Annotated in this window: 11 protein-coding genes; 5 read left to right on the forward strand and 6 right to left on the reverse strand. The window is 70.5% G+C overall.

Features of this window, described 5'->3' with window-relative positions:
• The first annotated feature begins 46 nt into the window (after positions 1 to 46).
• Positions 47 to 1,060: a LacI family DNA-binding transcriptional regulator gene (locus ACGGAQ_RS07920; RefSeq protein WP_354856189.1), complete on the forward strand. Its 1,014-nt coding sequence runs from the start codon at positions 47 to 49 to the stop codon at positions 1,058 to 1,060.
• 51 nt (positions 1,061 to 1,111) lie between these two features.
• Here the strand turns inward: ACGGAQ_RS07920 and ACGGAQ_RS07925 are convergent, their stop codons facing one another.
• Genes ACGGAQ_RS07925 through ACGGAQ_RS07940 form a run of 4 tightly spaced genes read right to left on the reverse strand, consistent with a single transcriptional unit; the run spans position 1,112 to position 5,933 of the window.
• The gene (locus ACGGAQ_RS07925) at positions 1,112 to 2,824 is read right to left on the reverse strand and encodes an amylo-alpha-1,6-glucosidase (RefSeq protein ID WP_393045755.1); all 1,713 of its coding nucleotides are present in this window, start codon (positions 2,822 to 2,824) and stop codon (positions 1,112 to 1,114) included.
• A gap of 56 nt (positions 2,825 to 2,880) precedes the next feature.
• Entirely contained in the window at positions 2,881 to 3,705 is an 825-nt protein-coding gene (locus tag ACGGAQ_RS07930; protein ID WP_393045757.1) for a carbohydrate ABC transporter permease, read from the reverse strand.
• Positions 3,702 to 4,673 (reverse strand): carbohydrate ABC transporter permease, encoded by a 972-nt coding sequence (locus tag ACGGAQ_RS07935; protein WP_393045759.1) that lies wholly within the window; start codon positions 4,671 to 4,673, stop codon positions 3,702 to 3,704. Before ACGGAQ_RS07935 ends, ACGGAQ_RS07930 begins: the two co-directional genes overlap by 4 nt.
• Before the next feature lie 18 nt (positions 4,674 to 4,691).
• Entirely contained in the window at positions 4,692 to 5,933 is a 1,242-nt protein-coding gene (locus ACGGAQ_RS07940; RefSeq protein WP_393045761.1) for an extracellular solute-binding protein, read from the reverse strand.
• A 300-nt stretch (positions 5,934 to 6,233) separates the two neighbouring features.
• Here ACGGAQ_RS07940 and ACGGAQ_RS07945 point away from each other — a divergent pair, with 300 nt between their 5' ends.
• Positions 6,234 to 8,069, forward strand: coding sequence for an RICIN domain-containing protein (locus ACGGAQ_RS07945; protein WP_393045763.1), 1,836 nt, complete (start codon positions 6,234 to 6,236; stop codon positions 8,067 to 8,069).
• Between the two features lie 189 nt (positions 8,070 to 8,258).
• Positions 8,259 to 9,866, forward strand: coding sequence for an arabinofuranosidase catalytic domain-containing protein (locus tag ACGGAQ_RS07950; RefSeq protein ID WP_393045765.1), 1,608 nt, complete (start codon positions 8,259 to 8,261; stop codon positions 9,864 to 9,866).
• Between the two features lie 144 nt (positions 9,867 to 10,010).
• Here the strand turns inward: ACGGAQ_RS07950 and ACGGAQ_RS07955 are convergent, their stop codons facing one another.
• A complete protein-coding gene (locus ACGGAQ_RS07955; protein WP_393045767.1) occupies positions 10,011 to 10,628 on the reverse strand; it encodes a TetR/AcrR family transcriptional regulator in 618 nt (205 codons plus the stop codon).
• A 189-nt stretch (positions 10,629 to 10,817) separates the two neighbouring features.
• Here ACGGAQ_RS07955 and ACGGAQ_RS07960 point away from each other — a divergent pair, with 189 nt between their 5' ends.
• On the forward strand, positions 10,818 to 12,458 hold the full coding sequence (locus ACGGAQ_RS07960; RefSeq protein ID WP_393045769.1) for an MDR family MFS transporter: 1,641 nt from the start codon (positions 10,818 to 10,820) through the stop codon (positions 12,456 to 12,458).
• A gap of 83 nt (positions 12,459 to 12,541) precedes the next feature.
• On the forward strand, positions 12,542 to 13,360 hold the full coding sequence (locus ACGGAQ_RS07965; protein ID WP_393045771.1) for a phosphatase PAP2 family protein: 819 nt from the start codon (positions 12,542 to 12,544) through the stop codon (positions 13,358 to 13,360).
• Here ACGGAQ_RS07965 and ACGGAQ_RS07970 read toward each other — a convergent pair.
• The gene (locus ACGGAQ_RS07970; protein WP_393045773.1) at positions 13,326 to 13,895 is read right to left on the reverse strand and encodes a hypothetical protein; all 570 of its coding nucleotides are present in this window, start codon (positions 13,893 to 13,895) and stop codon (positions 13,326 to 13,328) included. The genes ACGGAQ_RS07965 and ACGGAQ_RS07970 overlap by 35 nt on opposite strands.
• Positions 13,896 to 13,919 lie beyond the last annotated feature (24 nt).

Genomic DNA, 13,919 nt, shown 5'->3' on the forward strand with positions numbered 1-13,919 from the left:
GCTGGGCGCGTCCCCGTCGGGGCAGGAATCGATTCGAGGGCGGCGTATGAACATCGGAGAGATCGCCCGGCGGGCGGGGGTGTCCCGCAGCACCGTGTCGTACGTGCTGAGCGGCAAGCGGACCGTCTCGGAGGCGACCCGGCAGCGGATCCAGGCGGTCATCGACGAGCTGGACTACCGGCCGAACGCCAGCGCCCGCGCCCTGAAGGAGGGGCGTACCCGCACCCTCGGGCTGGTGATCCCACCGGCGAGCCAGCGGTTGACCGACATGCAGTTGGGCTTCGTCGCCAGCGTCGTCGAGGCCGCCGCCCGCCACGACCTGGATGTGCTGCTGTCCCCGTCCGGAGGCGACCACGACCGGTCGTTCGAGCGGATCGTCACCGGGCGTCGGGTGGACGGCGTGGTCCTCATGGAGATCCGGTTGGAGGACGACCGGGTCACGCGGCTGGCCAGAACGGGCCTGCCGTTCGTCACGATCGGTCGGACGGCCGAGGCGCACGGCATGAGCTGGGTCGACATCGACTACGCCGGGCTGATCGCGCGCTGCGTGCACCACCTGGCCGATCTGGGGCATCGACACGTGGCGCTTGTCAACCGCTCCGCCGAGCTGGTGGCGGCGGGTTACGGGCCCAGCCATCGCGCGTTGGCCGGTTTCCAGGCGGCGGTGGCGGAACGGGGTCTGGTCGGCGTGGACGTCTGCTGCGGCGACGACACGGCCTCCGGTGAGGCGTGCGTGGAGCAGTTGCTCGGGACACATCCGGACGTCACGGCGGTGGCCACCATCAACGAGGCGGCGCTGCCCGGGATGCAGCGTGCGTTGACAAGCGCCGGGCTGTCCGTGCCGGCCGACTTCTCCGTCACCGGGGTCGCCGCCCAGCACTGGGCGGAGGATTTCCGCCCGCCGCTGACCGCCGCGGACGTGCCCATGCGGGACATGGGCGCCGAGGCGGTGTCGCTGCTGCTGGAGATCATCGCGGCCCCCGGCAGCGTGCCGCGGCATCGCCTCTACAGCCCGCCCATCTCGCTGCGGTCCAGCACCGGCCCGGTCCGGACCCACTGATCCTCCACCGGCGCGCGGGCCCCGGCAGTCGGCGGGGCCCGCGCTGACCGGCTACCGCCGCGCGGCTCGGCGCTCCTCCTGGGCGGCCGCCAGGATGAGGTAGCTGCTGGCCGTCCAGGTGTACGCGCGATCCCGCAGTCCGGCGCCGGTCTCGGCGTCGAAGTTCTCCGCGAAACCGGACTTCTCGCACAGCGCGAGGAAGCGCTGGCTGATGTCATCGGCGATCCCGGTGTGCCCGGCCCGCCGCAGACCGTCCTCGACCAGCACGGTGGAGGGCGCCCAGATCGGGCCCCGCCAGTAGCCGTCGGCGAGGTAGTGGGCCGAGTCCGTCGGTTCGGTGGCCAGCCCGTGCGTGGTGAGGTGGGTCTCGACGCCCCGGGCTAGCGCGTCGGCGATCGAAGCGGGCAGGTCGGCGCCGAGAGCGACGGGCATCAGGTCGAGCAGGCTGCGGCTCGTCCGCCGCTGCCCGGTGTGCGGGCTGCGGGCGGTGAAGCGTTCGCCGTCCCACAGCTGCCCGATCATGGCCGTGCGGATCCGGTCGGCCTCCCGGGACCACCGGTCGGCGGGTTCGCCCAGCTCGGTGGCGAGGTCGGCCAGGCACCGCAGCTGGGAGACCAGGAACGCGGCCAGGTCGGCGGTCTGCACGACCCGGCCTCCGTCGAACGTGGTGGCGTTGTCCCAGCCGCTGTCGTTGCCGTGCTGGTAATGCGGCAGGTCGTGGCCGGGCGCGCGGCGCGCGTCGAGCCAGAACCCGGTCCAACGGGCCAGCCGGTCGTACGTCTGCGCGAGCGCCGCCCGGTCCGGTGGCGCAGGGAGGCGTCGGCGCAGGTGGCGCAGGGCCCAGCCGTGGATGGGGGGCTTGACGTAGTTGTGCAGGACCTCCGAGTGGGTGACCGAGTCGGGCAGGGCTCCCGCGCCGTCCTGGTGGTCGAAGGGCAGGTGGAACTGGTGCCAGGCCAGCTCCGGCTCACCGGCCGCGAGCGCGATCGCGTTGAAGCAGTGGTCCCAGCTCCACACCTTGTCCATCCAGTGCTTGGACATCAGGACGGCGGGCCGGGTGACGAAGCCCGCCGGGGCGACGGTGGCGGACCACAGTACGTACGCGGCCAGTTCGGCGGCCGGGGTGTCCGCGCCGCGCCACGGCGCGACGGCGTCGACGAACGCGGCGAACTCGGCGCTGCGGTCGCGGCACACCTGGTCGAAGGGGACGGCGGCGGCGTACGGCCGGCGGGCGGTGGCGTACTCCTCGATGGCGATCTCCCAGGGTTGGTCGCCGGGGAGGTCCAGGCAGCGCTCGGCGGTGCCGAGCGCCTCGACGCCGTCGGCGCGGCGCAGCGCGCCGGAGAGCACCGTGATCCGGTAGCGGCGCCCGGTCTCGTACGAGGTGAAGACGTGTGAGCCGTCGACCGGGTCGAGGTAGAGGTAGGTGCCGCTGAACGGGGTGAGGGTGCCCGCGGCCGCGGCGATCCGCAGGCCGAGGTGCCGGCCCCGGATCCGCAGGGTGTCGGGTGCGTCGTAGACGGCCTCGATCCGACCGGGACCGGCACGCCAGGTCAGCAGCGCGGGCGTGGCCACGACCGTGGTGCCCGCGGCCGTGGGGGAGAGGCGCAGCACCGGGTGCAGCCCGGTCTGGTGCGACACCAGGTGCAGGTCGTCGGCGTACGTCTTCTCGGCTACCACCGGGGAGATGTTGAACCAGGACCCTCGGTAGCTGAACGGGATGTCCTGGATGGCGAACTCCGGACCGGACGGGGCGGCGGTCATGGGTGGCGGGTGCCTTTCTGTGGTGCGGGTGGTCAGTCCTCGACCGCCGCGGATGGTCAGTCCTTGACGGCGCCGGCGGTCACGCCCATCGAGACGTACCGCTGCGCCAGGATCAGCAGCACGGCGGCGGGGATCGAGGCGACGACGGCGGTGGCCATGATGGCGTTCCACTGCTGGTTGTTGTTGCCGATGTAGTGGTAGATGCCGAGGGTGATCGGCTGGTGGTCGCCGCCGCCGGCCAGGGTCGAGGCGAAGATGAAGTCCGACCAGGACCACAGGAACGCGAAGAGCGACACCGTGACGATCGAGTTGCGGCTGACCGGCAGCACGATCGACCAGAAGGTCCGCAGCCGTCCCGCGCCGTCGACCACGGCCGCCTGGAGCAGCTCGTCGGGGATGCCGGACATGAAGGCCGTGAAGATCAGTACGGCGAACGGCACCGCGAGCGTCGTGTCGGCCAGGATCAGGCCCGGCAGCGTGTTGAGGACCCCGAGGGTCAGGTAGATGGCGTAGAAGCCCATCGCCATGATGATTCCCGGGATCATCTGGGCGATCAGCAGCAGGAAGCTCAGCGCCGGGCCGCCGGGTGGCCGCAGCTTCGCCAGCGCGTACCCGGCGGGGGCGGCGAGCGCCACGGTCAGCGCCACCGTGCCGAGCCCGACGAGGAAGCTGGTGCCGAGGTACGGCAGTTGCTGGTCGAGGACGGCCCGGTAGCCGTCCAGCGTGCCGTCGGTCGGGAACAGGTGCGGCGGACTGGCCCGCATGTCCTGGTCCCGGGTGAACGAAACGTTGATCATCCAGTAGACGGGGAAGAGCATCAGCCCGGTCAGCACCAGACCGACTCCGGTCTTCCACCAGACGCGACGCGGTGACGTGATCATCGTAGGTGCTGCCTCCGTTGGGACCGGATGTAGACGAGCCCGGCGACCAGGGCCATCACGATGAGCAGGTTGCCGACGGCCGCGCCCGGACCGAACTCGGGCAGCAGGTTGCCGAAGCCGAGGCGGTACGACCAGGTGGCGAGCGTGGCGGAGGAACCGGTCGGGCCACCCCTGGTCATGATCCAGATGATGTCGAAGACCTTCAGCGTGTAGATCAGCCCCAGCAGCAGCGTGATCGCGGAGACCGGGCGCAACAGCGGGAACGTGATCGACCAGAACCGTTGCCAGCCGGTAGCGCCGTCGAGCGCGGATGCCTCGTACACCTCGACCGGGATCGCCGACAGGCCGCTGTAGAGCACCACCAGGTTGAACGGGATGCCGATCCAGACGTTCGCGATGATCACCGAGGTGAGCGACCAGGTCGGCGAGGTGAGCCAGTTGACCGGATCGATCCCGACGACGCCCAACGCGGCGTTGACCAACCCCGAGTCGCTGTTGAGCAGCCACGACCAGGTCGAGGCCGACACGATCAGCGGCAGCAGCCACGGTACGAGGATCAGCGCCCGCAGGGTGCCCGACAGCGGGAAGTGCTGGCGGAAGAAGACGGCCAGGGCCATGCCGATGGTGAACTGGAAGACGAGCGACGCGCCGGTGAAGACCACTGTGTGCGCCAACGTCGGCCAGAACGCCGGGTCGGCCAGGACGGTGCGGTAGTTGTCCAGGCCGGCGAAGGGTGCGCCGCCCTGCACGAACGAGCGGACGGTGTACTCGCGCAGGCTCAGCTCGACGTTGCGGTAGAGCGGGTAGGCGTAGAAGGCCAGCAGGTAGACGACCGTCGGCGCCAGGAAGCCCCACGCCAGCCATCGTCCGGGCCGGCGGCTTCGAGGCGCGGGGGGCCCGGGTGGGGCGGCCTGAGCCGCCCCACCGTGGCCTCGCGTGATGGTGGAAATCCGCGTCGTGGGGGTCATCGTGTCGGTTCGGCGCGCTTACTTGCTCGTGGCCGAGGCCTGCGCGGCGGTCAGCGCCGCCTGCGGCGACTTCCCGCCGCTCAGGGCTGCCTGCACGGCGGTCCACAGTGGTTCGGAGATCTTCGGGTACTTCGTGCCGAGGTTGTCACCGGTGCGGCCCTTCGCGGCCCGGACGGCCTCCACCCAGACCTTGAGCTTGGGGTTCTCGGTTGCCTGCCGGTCCTGTACGGCGGCGACGGGCGCGACGTAGGAGAGCGTGGTGTCGGTGGTGAGGAGATTGTCGGCGCTGGTGAGGCAGGTGACGAGCTTCTGCGACGTCGCGTACCGGTCGGTCTTTTTCTGCACCGGGATCGAGACGAACTCGCCACCGGTCGGCGCCGGGGCCGGCCCGCCGGCGCTGGCCGGGATCGCGATGGTGCCGTACGAGAAGCCCAGCTTCTCCGCGTTTGCCAGCTGCCAGGTGCCGTTCTCGGCGAACGCGAAGTCGCCGGTGGCGAACTCCTGCCAACTCGTGGTCTGGGTGTTGTTGATGACGGAGTTCGGGGCGTAGCCCTGCCCCAGCCAGTCCGTCCAGAGGGTCAGCGCGGACACCGCCTGTGGCGAGTCCAGGCTGGTCAGCTGGGCGCCCGATCCCCAGAACCAGGGCAGGAACTGGAAGCTGCCCTCCTCGGTGCCGATCGCGGAGAAGGTGATGCCCTTCTTGCCCTTGGCCTTGACCTTCGTCAGCGCCGCGGTCAGTGACGTCCAGTCCTTGACCGCGGCCGGGTCGACGCCGGCGGCGGTCAGCAGGTCCTTGTTGTAGTAGAGCGCGAGGGTGTTGGCCCCGATCGGCACCCCGTACGTCTTGCCCGCGTTCTGGCCGGCGCCGAGCAGGTTCGCCGCCATGCTCGACACGTCCAGCTTGTTCTCTTCGGTGGTGGTGAGCGCGCCGGCCTCGGCCAGTGTCGAGATGACCGGGTTGTCGACGATCAGCACGTCCGGCGAGTTGCCCTGCTGGGCGGCGAGCAGCGCCTTGTTGGTGAGGTCGGTGGTGTCGTAGCCGGTCCGCTCGACAGTCACGCCGGCTGAGGTTCCGCACTTCTTGAGCAGGGCGACCCAGTCGGAGTCGTCGGCGAACTGCGGATACGGGTCCCAGACGAGGTACGCGCCGCCGCCGCCGTCGGAGTCGCCGGACGACGACGAGCAGGCGCTGGCCGTCACCGCGGCGAGCGCTATCACGGCGACGGCGGCGAGGCGCCGCCGCCGGTTCAGTCGTGTCATGTGCTGCCTCACTTCAAGTCGATCGTCAGGTGGGGTGTCGTGGGTTGACCGTCGCGGGCCGGACCACGTCCGACCATGAGGCGAACCGATTCGACGAAACGGTTCGCACGAAGATAGGACCGCTCATGCGTGCTGGTCAAGGGTTGGTGGGCGTCCAGGGAGGTGCTGCTGGGAAACACCGACTTCACGCGATCGTCATTTCATTGACACGGATGAGTCCCCGACCTACGATCCGTGCGAATCGATTCGCAAGCGCAGCCCTCCGGAGAGCGTCCCCCGCGCCCCACCAAGGAGCCGCCCGTGAAAACCCCGTCCCGCAGCAGGTCGGGGCGAGCCCACGCGCTCGTCGCCCGACTCGTCGTCGGCCTGCTCGCCGCAACCACCGCCGTCACCGTCGCCGCGTCCCCGGCCCAGGCCGCCGACGAGTCGATAAGCGTCAACTTCGCCACGACGACCGGCACGCCGACCTACCGCGCGTCCGGCTGGATCTACGGCATGACCGAGAACGTCAGCGGCCCGCCCGACCACTTCTACCGCGACGTCAACTTCCGCTACATGCGCGCGGGTGGCGCGCAACTGCCCGGCAGCGGCTGGGTTGGTGGAAACTACGACCGCCGCTGGAACGCCACCGTCGCCCAGGCCCGTCGGACCGTCGCCCTGGGCGGGCAGTTCATCCTGCTGCCGCACGATCTCTGGGGCGCCGACGGCGCCGGCATCTCCCGCTTCCCCGGCGACAACGGCAACTGGACCGACTACGACAACTTCCTGACCCGGGTGATCAGCGACGTCCGGGCGTCCGGACTGTCGGTGCAGTGGGACATCTGGAACGAACCCAACATCACCATCTTCTGGAACCGGCCGATCTCCCAGTACCTCGAACTCTGGCGGCGCACGTACCAGCGCCTCCGGACGGAGTTCCCCAACCAGCTCATCGTCGGGCCGAGCTGCGCCTGCGTGCCGTCGACCAACCACGCGTTCTGGAACCAGTACCTGGACTTCGTGCGCTCGACCAACACGGTGCCGGACATCATCAGCTGGCACTCGCTGCCCGGCGACCCGGTCGCCAACGTCGCCGCCGCCAACGCCACGCTCGATCCGCGCGGCATCGCGCATCCGCGTCCCTACCAGATCAACGAGTACGGGGCGTCCAACGAGCAGAACCCGGCCGACGGCGCCTGGTACATCGCGCGCCTGGAGCGGGCCGGCGCGGACGGTCTGCGGGCCAACTGGGCCAGCGCCGGCAACCTGCACAACGACCTCGGCAACCTGCTGATCCGCAACTCGGCCGGCCAGCACCAGCCCAAGGGCGAGTGGTGGGTCTACCGCTACTACGCCTCCCAGGCCGGCCAGATCGTCTCGGTGACCGGCAGCCAGTCGTACGACGCGTACGCCACGAAGGCGAGCGGGGTGGCGAAGGTCCTGGTCGGTGGTGGTCGGACGACCGGGAACCTGGCGGTCAACCTGCAACGCCTCGACACGACAAGTGGCGTGGTGCAGAACAACCAGGTGCGGGTGCTCACACAGCGCATCCCGTACAACAACGGCGGCGCGGTGCAGGGGCCGATCACGGTCTCGAACAGCGTCGTCACCGTGTCCAACAACAACGCCACGGTGACCCTGCCGTACGGCAACCAGAACGACACGTACACGGTGACCCTGCTGCCGCCCTCCGAAGCGGGTTTACAGTCGGTGGCGGTGGCTCAGCACTCCCAGCAGTGCCTGGACAACACCGGCCTGAGCACCGCCGACGGCAACGTCCAGCAGCAGTTCTACTGCGAGGGCGGTGACCAGCAGCTCTGGAACTTCCGGCCGGTCGCCGGCGTGGCCGACACCTACACAGTGGTCAACCAGCAGAGCGGCAAGTGCCTCGACGTCAGCGGCGCCTCCACCGCCAACGGCGCCGCCGTGACCCAGTGGACCTGCCAGAACGGGGCCAACCAGCAGTTCACCCTCCGGAAGGTGACCTACTCCGGTAACGACTCGCACGACTACCAGCTCGTCGCCCGGCACAGCGGCAAGTGTGTCGACGTCAACGGGGTCTCCACGGCGGCCCGCGCGACGGTCCTGCAGTGGCCCTGCAACGCGGTCAGCCAGGGCAGTCCGCTGAACCAGACCTGGCGGATCTGGGGGCGGTAGGCGTCGCGGAAGAGGTCAGGCGGTGGCCGTCGGCACGGGCGGCCACCGCCGGACTCCCGCCGAGCGGGCTTTCATTGACACTCATCGAAAATTGATCCTACGATTGCCGCGAATCGATTCGGCCGCCCCCGCCACCACCACCTGCGGCGTCGGCACCTCCACGCCGTTACGACTCCGAGGAGCCACCTCGTGCGAACCCCGTCCCCCGCCGGGCCAGGTATGGCCCGCGATCCCATCCCGAGACGTCGCCTCCCACGCCTGGCCGTCCTGGCCAGCGCAGTGGCCGGCGTCCTCGTCCTCGTCACCGTCGGTGCGACGGCCGGCGCCGGATCGTCCGCCGCCGAGGCCGCCGCCGCGCCGCTGGCGGCCGCCGCCATCTCGCCCGGGCAGAGCACCACAATCGTCGGCGTCCCGTCCGGTCGATGCGTCGAGGTCCCCAACTCCAGCACCACCAACGGCACCCAGACCCAACTGTGGGACTGCAACGGCGCGGCCGGCCAGACCTGGACCTGGACGTCGAGCAAGCAGCTCACGGTGTACGGCAACAAGTGTCTGGACGCCTCCGGCCGAGGCACCACCAACGGCACCGCGGCGATCATCTGGGACTGCAACGGCCAGACCAACCAGCAGTGGAACGTCAACAGCAACGGCACCATCACCGGTGTGCAGTCCGGGCTGTGCCTGGACGCCAACGGCGCGGCCACCGCGAACGGCACCAAACTGATCCTCTGGGCCTGCAACGGCGGCGCCAACCAACAGTGGGCCTCGCCGATTACCCCGCCGACCACGACCCCGCCGACCACCACCCCGCCGACGACCCCGCCGCCGAGCGGCGCGCGCCCGTGCGACATCTACGCCTCCGGCGGCACCCCGTGCGTGGCGGCCCACAGCACGACGCGAGCCCTCTACGCGACGTACGCCGGCAACCTCTACCAGGTCCGGCGCTCGTCGGACAACACCACCCGCAACATCGGCCTGACCGGCACGGGCGGCACCGCCAACGCGGCGACGCAGGACTCGTTCTGCTCCGGCACGACCTGCGTGATCACCGTCGTCTTCGACCAGTCCGGGCGCGGAAACGACCTCTGGTACCAGGGGTCCAGCGTGGTTCCGGGCTCGCCGCAGAGCAGGCCGGCGACCGCGACCTCGGAGTCCCTGACGGTCGGCGGCGCCAAGGCGTACTCGCTCTACATCAACCCCGGCAACAGCTACTGGCGCGACGGACACCTGACCGGCGTGCCGACCGGCGCGGCGCCCGAGGGCATGTACATGGTGACCAGCGGGACCCACGTCAACAGCGGCTGCTGCTTCGACTACGGCAACAGCGAGACGACGCGCAAGGCCGACGCCGCCGGCGCGATGGACGCCATCAACTTCGGCAAGCAGTGCTGGTTCGGCGGTTGCTCCGGCAGCGGTCCCTGGGTGCAGGCCGACCTGGAGTGGGGTCTGTTCCCCGGTGGCAGCAGCTCGTGGAACCCGAACCAGCGGGCGTTCACCAGCAAGTTCGTCACGGCGACGCTCAAGAACAACGGCACGTCCCGCTTCGCCATCAAGGGCAGCGACGCCCAGTCCGGCAGCCTCTACACGCTGTGGGACGGCTCGCTCCCGCCGGGATACAGCCCGATGAAGAAGCAGGGCGCGATCATCCTGGGCAGTGGCGGTGACTGCTGCAAGCCCGACGGGGGTGCGAACCTGAGCGCCGGCACCTTCTACGAGGGGGCCATGGTCGCCGGTTATCCGTCCGACGCGACCGAGAACGCGGTGCAGGCCAATGTGGTGACCGCCGGTTACCGCTGACCCCGTCCAGGGCGGGCCTCGTCCGCCGGCCACCACCGCCGCGAGCAGTGGTGACCGGCGCGGCGGGGCCCGCAGTCGTTCCGCTGCGGCGCTCGCTGGCGGCGGGCCGGCGCACGCCGTGTCGGGTCGTACACCTCTCGATGGTCAGGTCGTCGAGTCGTCTGCCGGTGCGGCGGCCGACGGGGGAGCGACCTCGGCGAGCGCGGTGCGAACGATCTCCAGCAGGTCGTCGCCCGGGTGGTCGATCCAGTGCTGGGTGGCGATGCGCAGGGCGGCCAGGAACGTCGCGGTCAGCAGACGGGAGCGCAGCTCCACCGCCGCGCCGGTGAGCCGGTGCGCAAGCTCCGCGGCCAGCTCGCGCTCGATCGCGGTGTACGCCGCCACCTGGTGCGCGGCCAGGCCGGGGTGCCCGCGCAGCTGCCGGCGTCGGGTCAGCCAGCTGTGGTCGCGATCATCCGATGATTCCCTGGTCACGTGTTCGGCCGCCCGGCTCAGCGCGGTCCACGGCGGCTCGCTGTCCGGCCGCTCGTGCACCAACTGCAACAGCCGGCGCAGGCGCACCGTGTCGCCGTGAAAGAGCGCCTCCTCCTTGCTGGAGAAGTAGTTCGAGAACGTCCGCCGGGAGACGTTCGCGGCGTCGGCGATCGCCTCGACGGTCACGCCGTCGGGGCCCTGCTCCGCCGCGAGGCGCAGGGCGGACTCGTGCAGGGCGAGGCGGGTGGCCGCCTTCTTGCGTTCCCGTAGGCCGGTGATCTCGTCCATCGCGCTCAGCGTACGTCGAGTGACCGGCTTCTCAATGCGCAAACTTGCCGACTGGGCAAGATCGGTAGATGCTTGCGTGAGGCAACCAACTCAGCTGCGCGAATGCGCGGGTTCGAAAACCCACGGCGCTCGCCGCGCAGCCCTGTTCGACGTCGCCCTCGTCAACCACGACAAGCTGGAGGCCGCGCGATGAGCGCACCCACCACCACGGCCGGCACCGAGCCGATGACCCATCGACAGACGCTCGAGGCGCTCAGCGGTCTGCTGCTGGTGCTCTTCGTCGCGATGTTGAGCAGCACTGTCGTCTCGACCGCGCTTCCCAAGATCATCGGATCGTTGAACGGCTCCCAGAACCAGTACACCTGGGTGGTCACCGCGACCCTGCTCACCGCGACCGCCACCACCCCGATCTGGGGCAAGCTTGCTGACCTGTTCAACAAGAAGCTCCTCATCCAGATCGCCATCGTGGTCTTCCTGCTGGGCTCCGTCATCGCCGGCTTCTCGCAGAGCGCGGGGCAGCTCATCGCGGCCCGCGCGTTCCAGGGCATCGGGGTCGGCGGTCTGCAGGCCCTCGTCCAGGTGGCGATCGCCGCCATGATCCCGCCGCGTGAGCGGGGTCGCTACAACGGCTACCTCGGCGGTGTCATGGCGGTCGCGACCGTCGGCGGCCCGCTGCTCGGCGGCCTCATCGTCGACACGTCCTGGCTGGGCTGGCGCTGGTGCTTCTTCGTGGGCGTGCCGGTCGCCGCCATCGCGCTGATCCTGCTCCAGGCGACCCTGCACCTGCCGACGCTGCGGCGGGAGAACGTCAAGATCGACTACCTGGGCGCCACCCTGATCGCCGCCGGCGTCAGCGTGCTGCTGATCTGGATCTCCTTCGTCGACGGGTCGTTCGCGTGGGTCTCCTGGCAGACCGGGGTGATGGTGGGCGGCGCTCTCCTCCTGCTCGCGCTCGCGGTCTGGGTGGAGTCGCGGGCGGCCGAGCCGGTGGTCCCGCTCGGCATCGTGCGCCAGCACACCACCGCGCTGGCCATCCTCGGCAGCCTCGCGGTCGGCATGGCCATGTTCGGCGGCGCGGTCTTCCTCGGCCAGTACTTCCAGATCGGCCGCGGCTACAGCCCGACGGAGGCCGGCCTGCTCACCATCCCGATGATGGCCGGCGTCCTCGGCTCCTCGATCGTCGCCGGGCGGCTGATCACCCGGACCGGGCGGATCAAGCCGTACATCGTCGCCGGTTCGATCATCCTGGTCGCCGGGTTCGCGCTGCTCGGCACCATCGACCACGAGACGTCGCTCGTCCTGGTCGGCGTCGCCATGTTCATCGTCGGCACCGGCGTCGGCATGACCATGCAGAACCTCGTCCTGGCCGTCCAGAACACGGTGGCCCTCAAGGACATCGGCGCGGCCAGCTCCAGCGTCGCGTTCTTCCGGTCGCTCGGCGGCACCATCGGTGTCTCGGTGCTCGGCGCCGTCCTCGCTCACCGGGTCACCGACCAGATCACGCGTGACCTGACCGCTGCCGGGATCCCCGCCTCCGGCGCCGGCGGCGACAGCAACCTCAACATCACCGCGCTGCCCGACGGGATCCAGCACATCGTGCGAGCCGCGTACGGCGACGCCACCGGACACATCTTCCTCATCTCGGCCGCCATCGGGGTGGTCGGTGTCATCGCCGCGCTCCTGCTCCGGCCGGTGACCCTGCGGACCAGCCTCGACCTGCCGGACGCCGCCACGACGACGGCGGTCGGCGCCGACGCGGTCGACGGTGCGCCCGCGTTCGACCAGGCCTTTGTCGACCCCGCGCCGAGGGGGGCGCCCGAGCGGCGCTGACGTCCGACCGCAGCGGGCCGCCACCGTCTCCGAGACGATGGCGGCCCGATCCACCCGGCGACAGTGACTGAATCGAGGCGCCTGTGGAGATCGCCGAGCTGGCGGTGCCGCAGCCGGTGGCACCCGGCCGGCGGGCCGTCCCGGCCCGCCGCGCGGCGCGCGAGCTGCTGCTCGTCGCCACGCTGTTCCTGCTCTACAAGGTGGCGCGGATGGCGGTGGCCGGTCGGGTGTCGACCGCGCTGGCCAACGGCGAGTCGATCTGGCACATCGAGCGGCTGTTCCACCTGCCCGACGAGGCTGCCGTCCAGCATCCGCTGCTCGCGCACGACCTGGTGGCGCACCTGGCCAACGGCTACTACGCGTACGTGCACTTCCCCGCCACGGTGATCACCCTCAGCTGGCTGTATCTGCGACACCCGGCGCACTACCTGTGGACGCGTCGCGTGCTCGCCTGTCTCACCGCGGCGGCTCTGGCCCTGCACCTCCTGGTCCCGCTGGCGCCGCCCCGGCTGACCGCGCTGACGGGTCTGGTGGACACCGGCCGCCGGTTCGGACCCACCGTCTACGGTCCACCCGACACCGACACCCTCAGCAACCAGTACGCCGCCATGCCGTCCCTGCACGTCGGGTGGGCGCTGGCCGTAGCCGTCGCGCTCGTCGCGGTGACCCGCGGGCGCCTCCGGTGGCTGTGGTTGGCCCACCCGCTCGTCACCCTGCTGGTCGTCGTGGCCACCGGCAACCACTACTGGCTCGACGGTGTGGTGGCGGCAGTGATGCTCGGGGTCGTCCACCTGGTCCTGCCCACGCCCGCCGAGCGACCGGAGCCTCTGTCCCAGCCCCAAGCCACCGCGGCAACGGAACGAGATCTCAGCCCACCGGTACGCCGTACTCGCGCTCGGTGAACAGGTCGACGTCTCGCGGGCCCAGTTTGGCGACCCGGCGGGCGTGCAGGGCGAGCTGCCGACGTGCCTCGCCGAGGCGGCGGCTGGCGATCGTCATGTCGTCGGACGCCTCGAACGGCTCCGTTGCGCTGGCCCGCAGCGCGGCGGCCAGCACCGCGTGGAACGCGGTCATCAGCCCGTTGGCCAGCGCGATGCCGTCCTGGTCCCCGCGCGTCCAGATCTCCGACCAGGCGGCCTCCACCGTGACCATGTCCCGGGCCAGCCAGTCGTGCAGCATCATCGGCCCCACCGGCTTGTGCCCTCCGAGCAGGTCGTTACCCGCCTCCGGCAGGCCCGACCGCCAGTACCCGGTCTGCCGCAACGCCTCGGCCTTGTGGGCGAGGCGTAGGGCGCCGGACAGAACCAGGACGTACGCCCGCTGAAGCTCGGCCCGCTCGCGCTGCTGCCGCCTGATCCGACTGTGCACCCACACCACGAACAGCGATGCGAAGGCGGTGATCGCGGAGCCGAGCAGGGCGGCCAGGGTTGAGTTCACGCCGACATGATGCCTGCCGCCGCT

The organism is Micromonospora sp. NPDC047557 (assembly GCF_043205095.1).
Classification (GTDB): domain Bacteria; phylum Actinomycetota; class Actinomycetes; order Mycobacteriales; family Micromonosporaceae; genus Micromonospora.